General features: G+C 69.9%; 15 protein-coding genes. 9 read left to right on the top strand and 6 right to left on the bottom strand.

The window, feature by feature from the left end; translation table 11 throughout:
- Positions 1 to 33: 33 nt before the first annotated feature.
- From mycP to eccCa, 4 genes are all read right to left on the bottom strand, one after another.
- Positions 34 to 1350, bottom strand: coding sequence for a type VII secretion-associated serine protease mycosin (gene mycP, locus ACWCV3_RS26180; RefSeq protein ID WP_451228887.1), 1317 nt, complete (start codon positions 1348 to 1350; stop codon positions 34 to 36).
- Positions 1351 to 1380: 30 nt separating this feature from the next.
- Positions 1381 to 2940, bottom strand: coding sequence for a WXG100 family type VII secretion target (locus ACWCV3_RS26175; RefSeq protein WP_451228884.1), 1560 nt, complete (start codon positions 2938 to 2940; stop codon positions 1381 to 1383).
- Positions 2934 to 3431, bottom strand: a complete 498-nt coding sequence (locus ACWCV3_RS26170) for a hypothetical protein (RefSeq protein ID WP_451228881.1) — start codon at positions 3429 to 3431, stop codon at positions 2934 to 2936. The genes ACWCV3_RS26175 and ACWCV3_RS26170 overlap by 7 nt, the downstream gene beginning before the upstream one ends.
- Positions 3432 to 3518: 87 nt before the next feature.
- Positions 3519 to 7481, bottom strand: a complete 3963-nt coding sequence (eccCa, locus tag ACWCV3_RS26165; RefSeq protein WP_451228878.1) for a type VII secretion protein EccCa — start codon at positions 7479 to 7481, stop codon at positions 3519 to 3521.
- A 162-nt stretch (positions 7482 to 7643) separates the two neighbouring features.
- Between eccCa and eccD the strand changes: the two genes are divergently transcribed.
- From eccD to ACWCV3_RS26135, 6 genes are all read left to right on the top strand, one after another.
- A complete protein-coding gene (gene eccD / locus ACWCV3_RS26160) occupies positions 7644 to 9113 on the top strand; it encodes a type VII secretion integral membrane protein EccD (RefSeq protein ID WP_451228875.1) in 1470 nt (489 codons plus the stop codon).
- A 205-nt stretch (positions 9114 to 9318) separates the two neighbouring features.
- The gene (gene rpsO / locus ACWCV3_RS26155) at positions 9319 to 9606 is read left to right on the top strand and encodes a 30S ribosomal protein S15 (RefSeq protein WP_030816847.1); all 288 of its coding nucleotides are present in this window, start codon (positions 9319 to 9321) and stop codon (positions 9604 to 9606) included.
- 321 nt (positions 9607 to 9927) lie between these two features.
- Entirely contained in the window at positions 9928 to 12147 is a 2220-nt protein-coding gene (locus ACWCV3_RS26150; RefSeq protein ID WP_451228872.1) for a polyribonucleotide nucleotidyltransferase, read from the top strand.
- Entirely contained in the window at positions 12144 to 13523 is a 1380-nt protein-coding gene (locus ACWCV3_RS26145) for a M16 family metallopeptidase (RefSeq protein ID WP_451228869.1), read from the top strand. The genes ACWCV3_RS26150 and ACWCV3_RS26145 overlap by 4 nt, the downstream gene beginning before the upstream one ends.
- Positions 13524 to 13560: 37 nt before the next feature.
- Positions 13561 to 14313, top strand: a complete 753-nt coding sequence (gene dapB / locus ACWCV3_RS26140) for a 4-hydroxy-tetrahydrodipicolinate reductase (protein ID WP_451228866.1) — start codon at positions 13561 to 13563, stop codon at positions 14311 to 14313.
- A 13-nt stretch (positions 14314 to 14326) separates the two neighbouring features.
- Positions 14327 to 14779: a hypothetical protein gene (locus ACWCV3_RS26135; protein WP_451228863.1), complete on the top strand. Its 453-nt coding sequence runs from the start codon at positions 14327 to 14329 to the stop codon at positions 14777 to 14779.
- Positions 14780 to 14783: 4 nt separating this feature from the next.
- Here the strand turns inward: ACWCV3_RS26135 and ACWCV3_RS26130 are convergent, their stop codons facing one another.
- Complete coding sequence (locus tag ACWCV3_RS26130) at positions 14784 to 15338, bottom strand: hypothetical protein (protein ID WP_451228860.1); 555 nt, start codon at positions 15336 to 15338, stop codon at positions 14784 to 14786.
- A 91-nt stretch (positions 15339 to 15429) separates the two neighbouring features.
- Positions 15430 to 15666 carry a hypothetical protein gene (locus tag ACWCV3_RS26125; RefSeq protein ID WP_451228857.1) on the bottom strand — a complete coding sequence of 79 codons (237 nt, stop codon included), beginning with the start codon at positions 15664 to 15666 and terminating at the stop codon, positions 15430 to 15432.
- A 139-nt stretch (positions 15667 to 15805) separates the two neighbouring features.
- On the opposite strand from ACWCV3_RS26125, the gene thyX reads away from it, so the two are divergent.
- The 3 genes from thyX to ACWCV3_RS26110 all read left to right on the top strand — a co-directional run bounded on the left by thyX (position 15806) and on the right by ACWCV3_RS26110 (position 19543).
- Positions 15806 to 16573, top strand: a complete 768-nt coding sequence (gene thyX, locus ACWCV3_RS26120; protein WP_451228962.1) for an FAD-dependent thymidylate synthase — start codon at positions 15806 to 15808, stop codon at positions 16571 to 16573.
- A gap of 228 nt (positions 16574 to 16801) precedes the next feature.
- Positions 16802 to 17701, top strand: a complete 900-nt coding sequence (gene dapA, locus ACWCV3_RS26115; protein ID WP_361665298.1) for a 4-hydroxy-tetrahydrodipicolinate synthase — start codon at positions 16802 to 16804, stop codon at positions 17699 to 17701.
- Between the two features lie 156 nt (positions 17702 to 17857).
- Positions 17858 to 19543 carry a ribonuclease J gene (locus tag ACWCV3_RS26110; protein WP_451228854.1) on the top strand — a complete coding sequence of 562 codons (1686 nt, stop codon included), beginning with the start codon at positions 17858 to 17860 and terminating at the stop codon, positions 19541 to 19543.
- Positions 19544 to 19944 lie beyond the last annotated feature (401 nt).

Here is a 19944-nt window from a genome sequence, read left to right as displayed (position 1 = left end):
CTTCTCTCTCCGGGTCCGTTGGTACTGGCCCGCTCACGGCTTCTGCTCCGTGCGGTGCTGCGGGTCCGCCGGGGTCGGAACATACGGGGGATAGGCGGGCGGCGGCGGTGCCACGGGCGTCCGGCGACGGGAGCGGAGTACGCCGACGGTGACCACCGCGCCGATCAGCAGCGCGGCCGCTACGCCTACGCCGGTCCAGAGGAGGGCGCTTCCGCCTTCACTCGACTGCGGCGCCGCCTTCTCCTGCTTGGCGGGGGCCGTGGGCTTGGGTGCCTTGGAGGAGGGGGACTTGGCGGCTGCTGCGGCCAGGTCGGGGAGGGGGTAGACGTCGGCCGGGCCGGGGTCCACAGGCTCGGTGAACGCGCGCCGGGGGCGGACGGCACCGTAGCCGAGGGCATCGTTCCTCTTGGAGCCATCCGCGGATTTGCCCAGTGTCTTCAGCATGACGCGCAGAACCTGATTGTTGGTCCAGTCGGGGTGCGCCGACCAGATCAGAGCGGCGGAGGCTGAGGCGATCGCGGTGGCGTCGCTGGTGCCTTGCGTCTTGCAGAGCTGAGTGGCCGAGGCACAGGCATGCACCATGTCCACGCCGGGAGCGACCATGTCAACCTCAGGCCCCCGCTGGGAGAACGCAGCCACGGTGGCGTCTTTGTCTGCTGCTCCCACCCCGACTACGCCGGGGGTTGAGGCTGGGTAGGACGGAAGGTTCTCCTTGTCGCCTCTGTTGCCGACCCCTGCGAAGAGCAGCTTCCCCTTGGACAGGGCGTATCGGACGGCCGCAGCCAGCTCGGGAGTGCCGACGTCGTGGCGACCAGGTGCGTCGCTCAGGGCCATCGACATATTGATGATCTGGGCCCTGGAGTCGGCGGCGTAGCGGATTGCCTGTGTCAACTTCTCCGAGTACTCCGTAGCGGCGTCCAGTGGCCCGCTGACCTCTTGACTGTCGAGCATCCGGATGGGAAGGATTTTCGCGCCCGGTGCGAGTCCGTAGGACGCGTCCACCCCTCCGAGGGCTCCAGTCGCCGCGATTATCGCGGCCATGGAAGTGCCGTGATCCGCGACGTCGGTGTGTTCGTCGCCGCGCAATGAGGAGAAGTCCTTCCCGTCCAGGACTTGCCCTTTGAGGTCCGCAAGCGAGTCATCGACCCCGGAGTCGATGAGGGCCACCGTGACACCGCGCCCCGTGCTGGTCTTCCACATCTCCGGCGCGTGCATGGCATCGAGGTACCACTGCCGTGCCCGGATCGTCTCCGCCTGAGCGGGACCGGTCGAGAGCCCGACGAGCAGCAAGCCGAGAGCGGCCGATGCTATAGAGGTGATCCGATGGTGCTGCATGCCTCTGGTACGCATGTGTCTTCCTGGGGTTGATGGGGCGCGGGCTCAGTCGACCACGGGGGGAAGAGTCCGGCGTCCGTCCCTGGTCCAGGTCTCCTCGTCCTCCACGAGGTAGTCCGGCCGCTTGCCTGGCTGCTCCCCCGGCTTGCGGGAGTCGGCGGACCGTGACGCGGCACCGGTGCGGCCCAACTGCGAACCCTGCACCTTGTCGGAGCCCTTGGCCGGCGGGCGGACCAGCCCGGATCCCCCCGAGGTGAAGGGACGGCCACCGGAGCGCCCCGGCTGGCCGGAGCGCCCACCGAGGACACCGCCGGTCTCGGACGCGAGCCTGCGACCGGAGCCGCCCATGGCTCCTGAGGGGCGAGCTCCTCCCATGGAACCGGAAGAGACGGCGCGACCAAGCGGGGCACGGCCCTGTGCGTTCTCGCCTCCGATGACCGTTCCCCGCGGAATCCCGTTCGCCGGGCGACCTGTTGCGCTGACCGGCCGTCCTCCGACGATTCCTGACTCCCGAGGCATGCGTGGCGCGCCCTCGATGGGCTTCGCCAAGCCGGGTACCTGCGGGAGCCTCCCGATGCCTGGTGCACGCGACGGGAATTCCGCACCGGGAAGGCGGCCACTTCCGGCAAAGGTCGGCGGCAAGGCTGTGGGCAGCCCTGAGGGAGACACCTCACGCGGCGGCAGAGCCGGACCGGACGCCGCCGTGGTGAAGGGCGGTGTCGACGTGCGCGGGAGCGTGCCGGCGCTGTCGATGTTCAGAGAGACGGGTTCGGAAGGAGCAGCGACGTGGCGGCTTGGGCGCACCGTGTCTTCAAGCAAAGAGGCTGCCGAAACATGGTGCACGCCAGGAAGCTGGGCGCCGCTTCGGGAACCCCGCGTGGGAGCCGTAGAACCGGAAGCTTCAGGAGAGCTGTGCCCGGAGTATTCGGTGCCGTTGCCCAGGGTTGTCTTCTTGTCGTCAACCCACCAGGCATCGGGAGCCCCCCGCCCAGCCGCAGGTGCGAACGTGGGCGGCGTCAGGCTGTTCACCTGCATGGCCGAGTGCTCGTACGTCCCCGCCAGCTTCCGCATCTGCGCGATCGCTGCCTCGCGGGTCGCGTCGATGTAGGCCTGGGCGTCGGCAGCATCGGTATGAGCGGTGGCGGCCTCCTTACGGGCGTCGGGATCGTTCCGCATGCCCGGCTGCTTCGCCATGTCGATCGTCTTGTGGGCGTTGGCCAAAGCTGCCTTCGCGTGCGTCGTTTCCGAGACGTCCGGCATGGAGAGCTTCGCGTCGGCGATGGCCTGGGAGACCGTGGCCAACCAATCGGACGCGGCCTCCGCGTACTGGCCGAGGTGCAGCGTGGCACTGGCGGTGTGCCCGCCCCACTCACGAAACGAGTCGCCGGCCTTGCCCTGCCACTCCAACTCCTTGACGTGCTTCATCAGGCCGTCGCCGATCTCACTGATCGTCGTCGCGGCCCTGGACAGCTTCAGGGAGAGCAGAGACGCGGAGGCCACGTCCGCGGACTCAAGCATGGCCGCAAGCTGCTCGTGCGTCATGGACTCGAAATCCGTGCGGCTGAGCTTCGGCTCGGGCTGGTTCGGCTGCTCGGTCACTACCATCCCTCCCTGACGTTCTCGGTGCGCGACTCGCCGGTCGAGTCCTTCGCACCCCGCGCATAAGGATCCCGCGCCGCGTCGTAGTACTTCTCCGCCTCCGCGTTCACCTCCCGCATCCGTGTCTTGATGTCGTCGTCGAGGTTCTTGTAGCCCACGCGGGAGGCGTGGACGGCGAGGCTCATGCTCTCGATCTGGGCGCTGAGGGCCTTGGAGAGGTTCTCCAACTCGTCGTGCACGATGGTGTACGAGTCGTGGAGGAACTGCGCCTCCTTGAAGTTGGACGCCCCGAGCTTGGCGCGCGGGAGCCGGTCCTCGCCGACCTTGCCCGGTGCCGCTTCCGACTTGTCCAGTTCGACCAGCAGCGCGTCGACCCTCTTCTTGAAGCTCTTCATGGCGCTGTGCTGGATGTCCAGCGCCATCGCCGGATTCACCCCTGCCAGGCTGTCGAAGCCGGTCCCCGTGTCAGGAACCTTGGCGCCCCCGTCCGAAGTCACCTCAGCCGCCTCCCCGTTCTCCCCGTGTCATCCCCGTCCCTTCGCTCGTTCGAACGGAGGAACGGGGAGTGGTTTCCATCGATCACTCTAATGGCGTTGCGGAAGCAACCCCAGCTGAATAAGGGACGTTCCGCGCTTGCGGGAAACGAACACGCCACGGCCCGGTGGCATGGGACGGGCCCGCACCGTGCCGAGGATGTCGCCCTCACTGGGGTCGCCCGAAAGGACGACGCCCTGCGCGCCGAGCTCCTTCACCCGCTGCATGAACGACTCGTACATGGCACGCGAGGCCCCCGCCTGGCTGCGGGCGATGATGAACTTCACGCCGACGTCCCGCGCGAACGGCAGGTGCTCGACCAACTGGCTCAGCGGATTGCCGGAGTTGGTCGCCACCAGCTCGTAGTCGTCGATGATGACGAAGAGCTGCGGGCCGGTCCACCAGCTGCGGTCGCGCAGCTGCTGCGGCGTGATGTCCGGCTTCGGCGCGCGCATCTCCATGAACTGCCGGATCGCGTCCATGTGGACCTGCATGGCCGAGGCCATCGGCGCGTACTCCAGCAGGTGCTCCTCCCCGACCGCCTCCAGCATGGTGCGCCGATAGTCGCCGACGACGATGCGCGCCTCGGCCGGGGTGTACCGCTCGGCGATCTGCTTGGCGATCAGCCGGAGCAGGTTCGTCTTGCCGGACTCGCTCTCCCCGAAGACCAGGAAGAACGGGTCGGTGTCCAGGTCGACGAAGACCGGTTCCAGGTCGGCCTCGTCGATGCCGATCGCGATGCCCGCCTGCGGGAACTCGAAGCCCTTGGGAAGCTGGTCGGCGGGCAGCTTGCGCGGCAGCAGACGCACCGTCGGAGCGGCGGGACCCGCCCAGCCGGCCTTGACCCGCTGGACCAGCGCGGCCGTCGCCTCGGACAGATCGCCCGCCGACGAGGAGCCGTCCATACGGGGGAGCGCCGTCATGAAGTGCAGCTTCTCCGAGACCTGGCCGCGGCCGGGCACGCCCGCCGGTACGTTCACCGCGACCTTGCGGTCGAACTCGGAGTCCATCGGGTCGCCCAGCCGCAGTTCGAGCCGGCTGAGGATCTGGTCCTTGAGGGCCGCGCGCAGCTCCATGTAGCGCGACGCGGAGACGACGACATGGATGCCGTAACCGAGACCCCGGCCCGCGATGTCGTTGACGACACCCTCCAGACCCTCGTACTCCGTCTTGAAATTGCCCCAGCCGTCGATGACCAGGAAGACGTCTCCCCACGCCTCGCCCGGCAGCTCGCCCGCCGCGCGGCGCCTGCGGTAGGTGGCGACGGAATCGATGCCGTTGGTGCGGAAGAACTGCTCGCGGCGGTTGAGGATGCCCGCGACCTCGGCGACCGTACGGCGCACCCGCTCCGGGTCCAGCCGGGACGCGACCCCGCCCACGTGCGGGAGGCCGGCCAGGGAGGACAGGCCGCCACCGCCGAAGTCCAGGCAGTAGAACTGCGTCTCCAGCGGCGTGTGCGTGAGCGCGAACGACGCGACCAGCGAGCGCAGCAGTGTCGACTTGCCGGACTGCGGACCGCCGACGACCATCATGTGGCCGGCCGCGCCGGAGAAGTCCCGGTACAGCACCTCCCGCTTCTGCTCGAAGGGCTTGTCGATCAGACCCAGCGGCACGGTCAGCGCGCCCGCGCGCTGGTACTCCGGAGCGTGCAGACCCCGCTCGGGCGACACCGACAGGGCGGGCAGCAGGTGGTCCAGCGCCGGCGCCTCGTCCAGCGGGGGCAGCCACACCTGGTGCGCGGGCACACCCTGGCCGTCGAGGCGCTGCACGATCACGTCCAGCACCGTGTCCGCCAGCGCGTCGTCCTCCGCGCGCGCGGCCCGCGCCCGCTGCTCGGCCGGGTCGGGCGCCGCGTACGCCGTCGGCACCGGAAGTGCCGTGAACCGCGCCGGACGCCGCTCCACGGGCGCGCTGCCCTGACCGACCTCGGTGCCGCCCGCGCGGTAGGTGCCCGAGACGTACGCCGCCTTGAAGCGCGTCATCTCGTCCGTGCCGAACTTCAGATACCCGGAACCGGGGACCGACGGCAGGTGGTACGCGTCCGGCACACCGAGGGCCGCCCGCGACTCGGCCGCGGAGAACGTCCGCAGACCGACCCGGTACGACAGGTACGTGTCCAGGCCGCGCAGCCGCCCCTCCTCCAGCCGCTGCGAGGCGAGCAGCAGGTGCACGCCCAGCGAGCGGCCGATCCGGCCGATCTGGATGAACATGTCGATGAAGTCGGGCTTGGCGGTCAGGAGTTCGCTGAACTCGTCGATCACCAGGACGAGCGAGGCCAGCGGCTCCAGCGGGGCACCGGCCGCGCGCGCCTTCTCGTAGTCGTGGATGTTCGCGTAGTTGCCCGCCGCCCTCAGCAGCTCCTGACGGCGCTGGAGTTCGCCCCGGATAGCGTCACCCATGCGGTCGACCAGGGTGAGGTCGTCGGAGAGGTTGGTGATCACGGCCGCGACGTGCGGCATCTGGGACATGCCCGCGAAGGTCGCGCCGCCCTTGAAGTCCGCGAGGACGAAGTTCAGCGTCTCCGAGGAGTGCGTGACCGCGAGCCCCAGCACCAGGGTGCGCAGCAGCTCAGACTTGCCGGATCCGGTCGCGCCCACGCACAGGCCGTGCGGGCCCATGCCGTCCTGCGCGGCCTCCTTGAGGTCCAGCATCACCGGCTGGCCGTCCTCGCCGACGCCGATCGGCACCCGCAGCCGCTCAGACATGGAGCGCGGCCGCCAGGTGCGCCGTACGTCCACCGCGGCGGCGTCCCCGAGGCCGAGCAGGTCGGTGAAGTCCAGGTTGGACAGCAGCGGTTCGTCGTCGTCCCCGCCGCCCATCCGCAAGGGGGCGAGCTGCCGGGCCAGCGCCTCGGCGCCGGGCAGCGGCAGCCCGTCCGGGGTGCCCTCGAAGGCCACGTCGCCCCCGGAGTCGAGCCTCAGCCGGTCCGGGCGCACCACGACGGATAGGTCACCGCGCGGGGTGTCCAGCTCGCCGGACACGACCTCCACGATCGTCACGCCCTGGAGACCCTCGGCCGCCGCGAACACCGACGACGGAGGCACGATGCCGCCGTCGAGGACCACCAGGATGTGCGGCTGGTCCAGCAGCGGCTGGCCGCCCCGGCTGAACCGGGGCCGCTCCTCCAGCCGGCCGGCCAGCAACTGCTCCAGCTCACCGAGGTCGTCGCTGAACAGCCTGCGGGTGCCGGCGCCGTCGAACTGACCCGGCAACTGGCAGTGCGGCAGCCACTTCGTCCAGTCCCAGCGCTCCGCCGCGCCCCGCGAGGCCACCACGGCCACGATCAGGTCCTCGGGGGAGTGCAGGGTCGACGCCTGCGCCACCAGGGAGCGTGCGGCGGACTGGGCGTGCTCCGGGTCGCCGGAGACCGTCACGTGGTAGAAGGCGCGCAGCGACAGCGCGACCGGAAGGCCGTCCAGCTGGCCGTGCACCGAGAGGAAACGCTGCATGGCGCCGGCGCACAGCGGCTCCAGCTCGTCCACCGGCGCGGTCTGCGGCGCCATCAGGGGAGTGGACAACTGCTGCGGGCCCAGGCCGATCCGGACCTGCCCGAAGTCCTCGTCCGCCACCCGCCGTTCCCACACCCGGCTGCCCTCGGCGACCAGCGACCACAACTGCTCGGGAGCGGGGTGCAGATAGAGCTGCGCGTCCCGCTGACGCAGGGCGGTCTTCCGTACCGCGCGCCGCGTCTGGGCCAGGTAACGGAGGTAGTCACGACGAACGTCGGCCATTTGCCCCTGCGTACCGCGACGGTGCCGGACGATCTGGGACACGACCATCGCGGCCGTGGACACGAGCATGACCACACCCATGATCCGCATGAACGGATGGGCGTTCGGGGATGCGAAGTAGAACACCACGGAGGAGCCCATGCCGAGGGTCGGCAGGACCTGCATCAGCATGCCCTCCTGCTGCCCGCGAGGCAGCTCGGGAGGAGCCTCCAATTGCACCTCTTCCGAGGGCACTTCGGGCGGCAGCGCACGAGGCGGGCGCTTGATGACGAGCTGGCTCACCGGAGCGTCAATCCTCCTGCGCGGACGATCGGTTGATCACCGGCACCCCCGTGGCGACGGTCGTCCTCCGCTTGCCGGCGATCCTACTGGTCACCACTGACACCGGGCCCCGGTAGGGTGACGCCCGCAGCGTGCGCATCCGCGAACAGGGGGTCTGTGAAGGTGACTACGACAGCGGCGACGGGATTCAGCAGGGTCACGGTCGTGGCACCCGACAGCCGCATCGACGTGGCGCTCCCGGTCGACATCGCCGTGGCCGACATCTACCCGGAGATACTGCGGCTGACCGGCCAGACCCAGGCGGTCGGCACCCCGGCCGGCTACCACCTGGTCCGCCGTGACGGCCGTGTGCTCGACAGCGCCCGCACCCTCGCCGACGAGGGCGTCCTGGACGGCGAGGTGCTGAGCCTGCGCCCCTTCGCCGAGTCCCTGCCGCCCGCCGTCTACGACGACGTCTCCGACGCCGTGGCCTCCGCCGTCGTCCGCGACCGGCACCTGTGGAGCGAGGACCTGCTGCGCGTCGCCGGGCTCGCGGGCGGCGCCCTGCTGGTCCTGCTGACCGGCTTCGTCCTCTGGTACGCCGACCCGGTCCGCCACGACATGCACGGTCTGCCGGGGGTCATCGCCGGCGGTCTCGGCGTGCTCCTCACCGCATTTGCCGGGGTACGCGCCCGGGTGTACGCCGACCGGGGCGCGGCCGTCGCCGTCGGGCTCGGCGCGCTGCCGCTGCTGATGATCGCCGGCTCCGGGGTCGTCGGCGCACCGGCGGCCCAGGGGCCGGGCAAGCTCCAGTTCATGCTGGGCTGCGTGGCCGTGCTCATCGCCTCGGTCGTCCTGGTGGCACTCACGCCCGGTGGGGACGCCCCCTTCGTCGCCGCCTCCTTCCTGGCCACCGTCGGCACCGTCGCCACCTTCGTGGCCCTGCTCGCCGGCGCGTCCGCCACCGCGACCGCCGCCGTGTGCGCCCCCGTCGCCATCGGCATGGTCGCCTTCCTGCCGGGTCTCTCCGCGCGATTCGCCCGGCTGCCCATCGGCTACGCCTCGCCGCACTCCGCCACGGACGACACCTTCGACCCGGAGTCCGCGCAGGCCACCGACGCCGAGCCGCTCGACGCCGACCTCGTCGCCGCCCAGGCCCGGCGCGGGCACGAGATGCTGCTCGGGCTCGTCGGCGGCACGGCGGCCCTGGTCGTCGCCTCCGCCGCCGTCCTCGGCTTCTGCGACAACGTCTGGGGGCAGCTCCTGGCGCTCACCACCGGCCTCGCCATGCTGATCCGCGCCCGGCTGTTCCGCTACACCGCCCAGGTGTCCTGCGTGCTGGCCGCCGGACTCGCCGCCGTCGCGCTGCTGCTGCTCGGCCTTGCCCTCAACCCGCCCCACGCGGCCCTCACCGACTTCGTGCTGCACCAGGACCGCGGCGCCCTCGACCTGCGCACCGCCTGGCTGACGGCGGCGGCCGCCGCCGGCGCCGTGCTGGTCACCGCCATCGGCCTGATCGTCCCCGCCAAGGGCCTGTCACCCTTCTGGGGACGCTTCCTCGATCTCGCAGAGGGCGCCGTCCTGCTCGCTCTGGCCCCCCTGTGCCTCGCCACCCTCGGCGTCCTCGCCGACGTACGCTCGATGGTCGGCTAAGGGCTGTCCCGTGAAGAGGGCCGGACAGGCGCCGTGAAGAGGCCCCGGACGGCCCTGGTACCCTGAGTGACGGCCGTTCGTGTACGCACCCCTGGAGCACTCGCTCCGGTGGCCGCGCTCAGCGAGTCCCCGCCTCCCGAGTAACGGAAGCTCCCCCGAGATTCAGACCGGGGGCACTCGGTGGCAACCACCATGAGGAGTACGAGTGTCTCTCGACGCCGCTACGAAGAAGCAGATCATCGCCGAGTTCGGCCAGAAGGAGGGCGACACCGGCTCCCCCGAGGTCCAGGTCGCCATGCTGTCGCGCCGGATCTCCGACCTGACCGAGCACCTCAAGGCCCACAAGCACGACCACCACTCCCGCCGAGGTCTGCTGATCCTGGTCGGCCAGCGCCGCCGGCTGCTGCAGTACCTGGCCAAGAAGGACATCCAGCGCTTCCGTGCCCTGGTCGACCGCCTCGGCATCCGCCGCGGTGCGGCCGGCGCCAAGTAAGTCGCCATGGGGGAGCGGTTCCCGATCCTGTCGGGAGCCGCTCCTTTTTGCTGTACGGGCCGACCGCCCGTACCGGCCGCAGGTGCGGAAACGTGCGGACCGTCACTCCCCCTTTGTAGGGTGTTGGCACAACGCATCACGTACGACACATAACGAGGAGACGCGCACCGCGCCGCCGCCGGTCCTCGGTAGTGGCTCCCAGGGCGAAGAGAGACCCTGGGTGCTTCGATCGAAGACCGGCCCGCACAAGACGGAGCGCGTCTCCCACCACCGTCCCCCCGCCACACGGGCGAGCGGGACGAAGACGAGGAGAGAACGCTAGTGGAGAACGAGACCCACTACGCCGAGGCCGTCATCGACAACGGTTCCTTCGGCACCCGCACCATCCGCTTCGAGACGGGCCGCCTGGCCAAGCAGGCCGCCGGCTCCGCCGTCGCGTACCTGGACGACGACACCATGGTGATGTCGGCCACCACCGCCTCCAAGGCACCCAAGGACCAGCTCGACTTCTTCCCCCTCACGGTGGACGTCGAGGAGCGGATGTACGCCGCCGGCAAGATCCCGGGCAGCTTCTTCCGCCGTGAGGGCCGCCCCTCCGAGGACGCGATCCTCACCTGCCGCCTGATCGACCGCCCGCTGCGCCCGTCCTTCAAGAAGGGCCTGCGCAACGAGATCCAGGTCGTCGCCACGATCATGGCGCTCAACCCGGACCACCTGTACGACGTCGTGGCGATCAACGCCGCGTCCGCGTCGACGCAGCTCGCCGGTCTCCCCTTCTCCGGCCCGATCGGCGGCGTCCGCGTCGCGCTGATCCGCGGCCAGTGGGTCGCGTTCCCGACGCACACCGAGCTCGAGGACGCAGTCTTCGACATGGTGGTCGCCGGCCGCGTCCTGGAGGACGGCGACGTCGCGATCATGATGGTCGAGGCCGAGGCCACCGACCAGACGATCAAGCTGGTCGAGGGCGGCGCCGAGGCGCCCACCGAGGAGGTCGTGGCCGCCGGTCTCGAGGCCGCCAAGCCCTTCATCAAGGTCCTGTGCCGCGCCCAGTCGGACCTCGCCTCCAAGGCCGCCAAGCCCGAGGGCGAGTTCCCGATCTTCCTGGACTACCAGGACGACGTGTACCAGGCGCTGAAGAAGGCCGTGCAGCCCGAGCTCGCCCAGGCGCTCACCATCGCCGGCAAGCAGGAGCGCGAGGCCGAGCTGGACCGCGTCAAGGGTCTGGCCGCCGAGAAGCTCCTGCCGGAGTTCGAGGGCCGCGAGAAGGAGATCTCCGCCGCTTACCGCGCGCTGACCAAGCAGCTGGTCCGCGAGCGTGTGATCAAGGAGAAGAAGCGCATCGACGGCCGCGGCGTCACGGACATCCGTACGCTCGCCGCCGAGGTCGAGGCCATCCCGCGCGTGCACGGCTCGGCGCTGTTCGAGCGTGGCGAGACCCAGATCCTGGGCATCACCACCCTGAACATGCTCCGCATGGAGCAGCAGCTCGACACCCTCTCCCCGGTGACGCGCAAGCGCTACATGCACAACTACAACTTCCCGCCGTACTCCGTCGGCGAGACCGGCCGCGTCGGCTCCCCGAAGCGCCGCGAGATCGGCCACGGCGCCCTCGCCGAGCGCGCCCTCGTGCCGGTGCTGCCGACGCGCGAGGAGTTCCCCTACGCGATCCGCCAGGTGTCCGAGGCCCTCGGCTCCAACGGTTCGACGTCCATGGGCTCGGTCTGCGCCTCCACCATGTCGATGCTGAACGCCGGTGTGCCGCTCAAGGCCCCCGTCGCCGGTATCGCCATGGGCCTGATCTCCGAGCAGGCCGACGGCGAGACGCACTACGTCACCCTCACCGACATCCTCGGTGCGGAGGACGCCTTCGGCGACATGGACTTCAAGGTCGCCGGCACCAAGGACTTCGTGACCGCCCTCCAGCTCGACACCAAGCTGGACGGCATCCCGGCGTCCGTCCTGGCCGCGGCCCTCAAGCAGGCCCGCGACGCCCGTCTCCACATCCTCGACGTGATGATGGAGGCCATCGACCGGCCCGACGAGATGTCCCCGCACGCCCCGCGGATCATCACCGTCAAGATCCCGGTCGACAAGATCGGTGAGGTCATCGGCCCGAAGGGCAAGATGATCAACCAGATCCAGGAGGACACCGGCGCCGAGATCACGATCGAGGACGACGGCACCATCTACATCGGTGCCGCCGACGGACCCTCCGCCGAGGCCGCCCGCGCCACGATCAACGGCATCGCCAACCCGACGATGCCCGAGGTCGGCGAGCGCTACCTGGGTACGGTCGTGAAGACCACCACCTTCGGCGCGTTCGTCTCCCTGCTCCCCGGCAAGGACGGACTGCTGCACATCTCGCAGATCCGCAAGCTCGCCGGCGGCAAGCGCGTGGAGAACGTCGAGGACGTCCTCGGCGTGGGCCAGAAGGTCCAGGTCGAGATCGCCGAGATCGACTCCCGCGGCAAGCTCTCCCTCATCCCCGTGATCGAGGGCGAGGACGGCTCGGACGACAAGAAGGACGACGCCGACCAGTGACGTCCCGTAGCTTCAAGGCGACGGCCCGCACCTCCTCGGAGGCGCGGGCCGTCGCCCGTACCCAAACCCTCATCAAGGGCAGAGACGGCATCGGCACCGTACGCAGGACCACCCTCCCCGGCGGCCTGCGCATCGTGACCGAGACGCTGCCCTCCGTGCGCTCGGCCACCTTCGGCATCTGGGCGCACGTCGGCTCCCGCGACGAGACCCCGGCGCTGAACGGCGCCACGCACTACCTGGAGCACCTGCTCTTCAAGGGCACCGACAGGCGCTCCGCCCTCGACATCTCCGCCGCGGTCGACGCCGTCGGCGGCGAGATGAACGCGTTCACGGCCAAGGAGTACACGTGCTACTACGCACGCGTGCTCGACACCGATCTGCCGCTCGCCATCGACGTGGTGTGCGACATGCTGACCGGTTCGCTGATCCGCGAGGAGGACGTCGACGTCGAACGCGGCGCGATCCTCGAAGAGATCGCCATGACCGAGGACGACGCCGGCGACTGCGTGCACGACCTGTTCGCGCACACCATGTTCGGCGACAGCGCGCTGGGCCGCCCGGTCCTCGGCACGGTCGACACCGTCAACGCCCTCACCGCAGACCGCATCCGCCGCTTCTACAAGAAGCACTACGACCCGACCCACCTCGTCGTCGCGGCCGCCGGCAACATCGACCACGCCAAGGTCGTCCGCCAGGTACGCGCCGCCTTCGAGAAGTCGGGCGCCCTGCGGGACAACGGTGCCCGGCCCGTCGCCCCGCGCGACGGCAGCCGCACCATCCGCACCGCGGGCCGCGTCGAACTGGTCGGCCGCAAGACCGAGCAGGCCCATGTCGTCCTCGGCATGCCCGGCCTCGCCCGCACCGACGAGCGCCGCTGGGCCATGGGCGTGCTCAACACCGCCCTCGGCGGCGGCATGTCCTCCCGGCTCTTCCAGGAGGTCCGGGAGAAGCGCGGCCTGGCCTACAGCGTGTACTCCTACACCTCCGGCTTCGCCGACTGCGGCCTGTTCGGCGTGTACGCGGGCTGCCGCCCGAGCCAGGTGCACGACGTCCTGAAGATCTGCCGGGACGAACTGGACCAGGTCGCCGCGAACGGCCTCAGCGACGACGAGGTCAAGCGGGCCATCGGCCAGATGAAGGGCGCCACCGTACTCGGCCTGGAGGACACCGGCGCGTTGATGAACCGTATCGGCAAGAGCGAGCTGTGCTGGGGTGACCACATGTCGGTCGACGACATGCTGGCCCGGATCGGCGAGGTGACCCCGGACGAGGTCCGTTCCGTCGCCCGCGACATCCTGGGACAGCGCCCGTCGCTGTCGGTCATAGGCCCGCTGAAGGACAAGCAGGCAGCCCGGCTGAACGACACGGTCGCCTGACCCTCCGGCCCCTCAACTGCGGTAAGGAAACGAAGAGATGAGCAAGCTGCGCGTGGCGGTCCTCGGCGGAGGCGGCCGTATCGGGTCCGAGGCGGTACGGGCGGTCGAGGCCGCCGAGGACATGGAGCTGGTCGCGTCCCTCGGCCGGGGCGACAAGCTGGAGACGCTGGTGGACGCCGGCGCCCAGGTCGCCGTCGACCTCACCACCCCGGCCTCGGTCATGGGCAACCTCGACTTCTGCGTGCGCCACGGCATCCACGCGGTCGTCGGCACCACCGGCTGGACCGACGAGCGCCTCGCGCAGCTCAGGAGCTTGCTCGGCCAGTCTCCGGAGACGGGCGTGCTCATCGCCCCGAACTTCTCCATCGGCGCCGTCCTCACCATGAAGTTCGCGCAGATCGCCGCGCCGTACTTCGAGTCCGTCGAGGTCGTCGAGCTGCACCACCCCGACAAGGTGGACGCCCCCTCCGGCACCGCCACCCGCACCGCCCAGCTCATCGCCGAGGCCCGCCGCTCGGCCGGCACCGCCGAGGCTCCGGACGCGACGGTCACCGCGCTGGACGGCGCCCGGGGCGCCGACGTGGACGGGGTGCCCGTGCACGCGGTCCGGCTGCGCGGCCTCCTGGCCCACCAGGAGGTCCTGCTCGGCGGCGAGGGCGAGACCCTCACCCTCCGCCACGACTCGCTGCACCACAGCAGCTTCATGCCGGGCATCCTGCTCGGTGTGCGCCGGGTGGGGTCCGCTCCGGGCCTCACCTTCGGCCTCGAACACTTCCTGGACCTGGGCTGAGTACCCCCACCTCATGCGCGCGAAGATCACCTACCTCGTCACGGCCGCCGTCCTGGTCTTCTACTTCGTCCTGGTCGGCAGCCGGGGCGTGATGCTCATCCAGTCGGGCACCCTCCTCACCGTCACCTTCGGCGTGGCCGTGCTGATCCTGCCGGTCATCGGCGTCTGGTTCCTCTGGAAGAACACGCAGTTCGTCCGCCGGGCCAACCAGCTCGCCGCCGAACTGGAGGCCGAGGGCGGCCTGCCCGTCGACGAGCTGCGCCGCACCCCGGACGGCCGGATCGACCGCGACTCGGCCGACGAGGTGTTCGCCCGGCGCAAGGCCGAGACGGAGGCCGCCCCGGGCGACTGGCGTACCTGGTTCCGGCTCGCCGTCGCCTACCACGACGCCCGCGACACCCCGCGCGCCCGGAAGGCGATGCAGCGCGCCATCGCCCTGCACGACGGCCGCCGCATCCCGGCCTGACCTCTCAGCCGCGCCGGTACTCCGCGGCCCACGTCTCGATCGTGTCCGAGGCCCGGTCGAACCCGGCGGGGCGGTTGAGGAAGTCCAGGGTGTGTGTGGTCAGCAGCGGGGGAGTGTCGTCGGGGGCGCGGTCGTTGCGGACCAGCGTCAGCGCCTGCCCCTGCACCGTGCGGGGCAGGCCCAGCCAGCGCACCGGCTGCTGCGCCGTCCGCAGCGAGACCACACGCTCCCAGGGCACCGTGCGCGTCACGAGGAAGCCGACCTGACGCAGGCCGAGCGGGCTGACCCAGACGCCCATGCGCAGCACGCGGAGCGCGCCGACGACGATCGCCGCGGCGAGCACGAAGGTGATCCCGGCGGAGGTCGTGGTGCCGGTCAGCGCGGTGAGCACGGCCCCGAAGAGCACGAACGAGGAGAACAGCAGCCCCAGCGCCGCTCCGCCCACCCGCCACGGGCCGGGACGGTACGGACGCCGCCAGCGGTCCCGGTCGTCATAGGGGAGCGAGCTGTCGTCGGCCGCCTCGAAAACGCGGTCGGCCGTCAGGAAGGGCAGGGGCACGGCTGTTCCTCGCAAGGTCCTCGCACGGGCTTGTGCCCGGTGAGGCTATCCGCCTGTGGCGGGGCTCACCAGCCGTGGGCGGCCACAAGGGTCAGTGGCCCTGCGCCGCCTGCGACTGACCTGCCGGCGGCTCGGCCGGAGTGGACAGCGCGGGCATGCCCAGCACCAGCGCCCCCACTATCCCGGCGGCGAGCGTCAGCATGAGAAGCGACCGCCCGGCCCGCTCGGCGCGGGACACGCGCTCGGGCGGCGGGGGAGCGACATTGCCGCGGAACCTGTCGGCCTCGGCGACGAAGGCGAAGGGTACGGGCTCACGACGACGGAACATCTGGGGTGGGTCTCCTTCCGGGGGTCTGCGACCTCACCCCTTCAGACGACCGAGTGACACAAAAGGTGCCCATGTCCGGAAAACCGCTGCATGCGATCTTTGAGATGAGGTGTTGCCCCGACCGGTGCGCGTGCCCCGTATGGTGGCTGCGAACCTCAGAAGTGATGGAAGGACCTTTGTGACCACCCCCGAGCCGCTCACGCTCCGTAGCGACGTCACCGTCGAACTGGTGAAATCCAGTGCGTCTGACAGCGATGTCCTCTTCGCCGCCCGTGTCTCCACCCTGGGTGAGCAGTCCCTGGACGAGCTCCAGAAGGACCCCGAGCGTTCCAAGGGCCTCATCAACTACCTCGTACGGGACCGGCACGGCAGTCCCTTCGAGCACAACTCGATGACCTTCCTCATCAGCGCCCCGATCTTCGTCTTCCGCGAGTTCATGCGGCACCGCGTCGGCTGGTCCTACAACGAGGAGTCGGGCCGCTACCGGGAGCTGCAGCCGGTCTTCTACGTCCCCGACACCTCCCGCAAGCTGGTCCAGGAGGGCCGCCCGGGCAAGTACGTCTTCGTCGAGGGCAGCCCCGCGCAGTACGACGCGGTGCGCGACACCCTGACGGAGTCCTACGAGCAGGCGTACGCCGCCTACCAGAAGCTGCTCGCCGAGGGAGTCGCCCGCGAGGTCGCCCGCGCGGCCCTCCCGGTGGGCCTGTACTCCTCGATGTACGCCACCTGCAACGCCCGGTCCCTGATGCACTTCCTGGGCCTGCGCACCCAGCACGAGCTGGCCAGGGTGCCGTCCTTCCCGCAGCGGGAGATCGAGATGGTGGGGGAGAAGCTGGAGGCCGAGTGGGCGCGTCTGATGCCGCTCACCTACGCCGCCTTCAACGCCAACGGCCGGGTCGCCCCGTAACCCTGTTCCCCTGCGCGGAACGGATGTACGGTTCAGCCTCCCGAAGTGTCCGTATTGCGGCATTTAGAGAAGTTCATCTAGCCTGATCAAACGGACCCGGCACTGCTTGAACCCCCGAGCAGGCAGTGCCGGGCTCCTTGTCGCTCAGGAGTTTGACCCGCGTTTGTCCTGACTTTCCCGACACCCCGCGGGCAGACCATGGATCGAGTACCGAGTAGCGTGTCACCCATGGCTCCGACCTCCACTCCGCAGACCCCCTTCGGGCGGGTCCTCACCGCCATGGTCACGCCCTTCACGGCGGACGGCGCACTCGACCTCGACGGCGCGCAGCGGCTCGCCGCCCACCTGGTGGACGCAGGCAACGACGGCCTGATCGTCAACGGCACCACCGGCGAGTCACCCACCACCAGCGACGCGGAGAAATCGGACCTCGTACGAGCCGTCGTGGAAGCGGTCGGCGACCGCGCCCGCGTCGTGGCCGGAGTCGGCACCAACGACACCCACCACACCCTCGAACTGGCCCGCCAGGCCGAACGCGACGGCGCACACGGCCTGTTGGTCGTCACGCCGTACTACAACAAGCCCCCGCAGGAGGGCCTCTACCGCCACTTCACGGCCGTCGCCGACAACACCGGCCTCCCGGTGATGCTCTACGACATCCCCGGCCGCAGCGGCGTCCCGATCAGCACCGAGACCCTGGTCCGCCTCGCGGAGCACCCCCGGATCGTCGCCAACAAGGACGCCAAGGGCGACCTCGGCCGCGCGAGCTGGGCCATCGCCCGCTCCGGCCTCGCCTGGTACTCCGGCGACGACATGCTGAACCTCCCCCTGCTCTCCGTCGGCGCCGTCGGCTTCGTCTCCGTCGTCGGCCACCTCGTCGCCCCCGAACTGCGCGCCCTCGTGGACGCCTACACCTCGGGCGACGTCGTCAAGGCCGCCGAGATCCACCAGAAGCTGCTCCCGGTGTACACCGGCGTCTTCCGCACCCAGGGCGTCATGACCACCAAGGCCGCGCTCGCCCTCCTGGGCCTGCCCGCCGGTCCGCTGCGCGCCCCCATGGTCGAGTGCTCGCCGGAGGAGATCGCGCAGCTCAAGATCGATCTTGCTGCCGGCGGGGTACAGCTCTGACACCAGACTTCAGCACCATCCGAGCCACACAACCGCAGTACACAACAGCACAGCGGGCGCACCGGCGTCCCGCCCCCTCAACGACAACCGCACGCACTGAACGTCATGCGCGCCACGTGCCCTCCGGTACGTGGCGCGTGTGGTCAGGAGAGTCTTTTGAGTCATCCGCACCCTGAACTGGCCCCGCCGCCGCCGCTCGCCAAGGGCGGCCTGCGCGTCACACCCCTCGGCGGTCTCGGTGAGATCGGCCGGAACATGACCGTCTTCGAATACGGCGGCCGTCTGCTGATCGTCGACTGCGGCGTTCTCTTCCCCGAGGAGGAGCAGCCCGGCATCGACCTGATCCTGCCGGACTTCTCCTCCATCCGGGACCGCCTCGACGACATCGAGGGCATCGTTCTCACACACGGCCACGAGGACCACATCGGCGCGGTCCCCTACCTGCTGCGCGAGAAGCCCGACATCCCGCTGATCGGTTCCAAGCTGACCCTCGCGCTGATCGAGGCCAAGCTCCAGGAGCACCGCATCCGCCCGTACACCCTGGAGGTGGAGGCGGGAGACCGCGAGCGGGTCGGCCCCTTCGACCTCGAGTTCGTCGCGGTCAACCACTCCATCCCGGACGCTCTGGCGGTCGCCATCCGCACCCCGGCCGGCATGGTCGTGCACACCGGCGACTTCAAGATGGACCAGCTCCCGCTGGACGGCCGGCTCACCGACCTGCACGCCTTCGCGCGCCTGAGCGAGGAGGGCATCGACCTCCTCCTCTCGGACTCCACGAACGCCGAGGTACCCGGCTTCGTCCCGCCCGAGCGTGACATCTCCAACGTGCTGGACAACGTCTTCGCGGGCGCGCGCAGCCGCATCATCGTGGCGAGCTTCGCCAGCCATGTGCACCGCATCCAGCAGATCCTGGACACCGCCCACAAGTACGGCCGCAAGGTCGCGTTCGTCGGCCGTTCCATGGTCCGGAACATGGGCATCGCGCGCGACCTCGGCTACCTGAAGGTCCCGCCGGGCCTGGTCGTCGACGTCAAGCAGCTCGACGACCTGCCGGCCGACAAGGTCGTCCTGGTCTGCACGGGTTCGCAGGGCGAGCCGATGGCGGCCCTGTCCCGCATGGCCAACCGGGACCACCAGATCCGTATCGTCGAGGGCGACACGGTCATCCTCGCCTCGTCCCTCATCCCGGGCAACGAGAACGCGGTCTACCGCGTGATCAACGGCCTCACCCGCTGGGGCGCCAACGTCGTGCACAAGGGCAACGCCAAGGTGCACGTCTCGGGCCACGCGTCCGCGGGCGAGCTGCTGTACTTCTACAACATCTGCCGCCCGAAGAACCTCATGCCGGTGCACGGCGAATGGCGCCACCTGCGCGCCAACGCCGAGCTCGGCGCGGCGACCGGCGTCCCGCACGACCGGATCGTCATCGCCGAGGACGGCGTGGTCGTCGACCTGGTCGAGGGCAAGGCGAAGATCGCGGGCAAGGTCCAGGCCGGATACGTCTACGTCGACGGCCTCTCGGTCGGGGATGTGCGCGAACCCGCGCTGAAGGACCGCAAGATCCTCGGCGACGAGGGCATCATCTCGGTCTTCGTCGTGATGGACGCGTCCACCGGCAAGATCACCGGCGGTCCGCACATCCAGGCCCGTGGTTCCGGCATCGACGACGGTGCCTTCGCGGAGGTCCTCCCGAAGATCACCGAGTCGCTGGAGCGGTCCGCCCAGGACGGCGTCGTGGAGCCTCACCAGCTCCAGCAGCTCATCCGGCGGACGCTCGGCAAGTGGGTCTCGGACACCTACCGCCGGCGCCCGATGATCCTTCCGGTCGTCGTCGAGGTCTGATCCACAACACGCTGACCTGCACTGGGGCCCCTCTACATCGGTCGAGGGGCCCCAGTGCGTCGCCGGGGAAGAACACCCACTCGAAAAAATCTTGACAGGGAGTGTTGACAGCCCCTGCGGCAGATCCGTACAGTCTTAGGTCTGCCCCGGAGCCGTAACAGTTCCGAGGCGGCATGTCGCCGCAACAGCGGCATCCAAACCACCAGTACGACCATCCTCTGGGATTGATTTCGGCGTGTCCGAATTCGATTCGAATGGGAACCGGCGGTCCGATTAGGAACTGCCGGGGATGATCCGCTAAGGTTCGAGACGTCGGAACGGCCCAGCGGGCCGGGAAGACAACCCCCTCTGACTGGGAATCAGACGCCGAAAGGATCTGATAGAGTCGGAACCGCCGGAAA

This window comes from Streptomyces sp. NPDC001781, from assembly GCF_053596035.1.
Note: the sequence above shows the minus strand (reverse complement) of the source record. Positions and strands in the feature narration are given on the sequence as shown.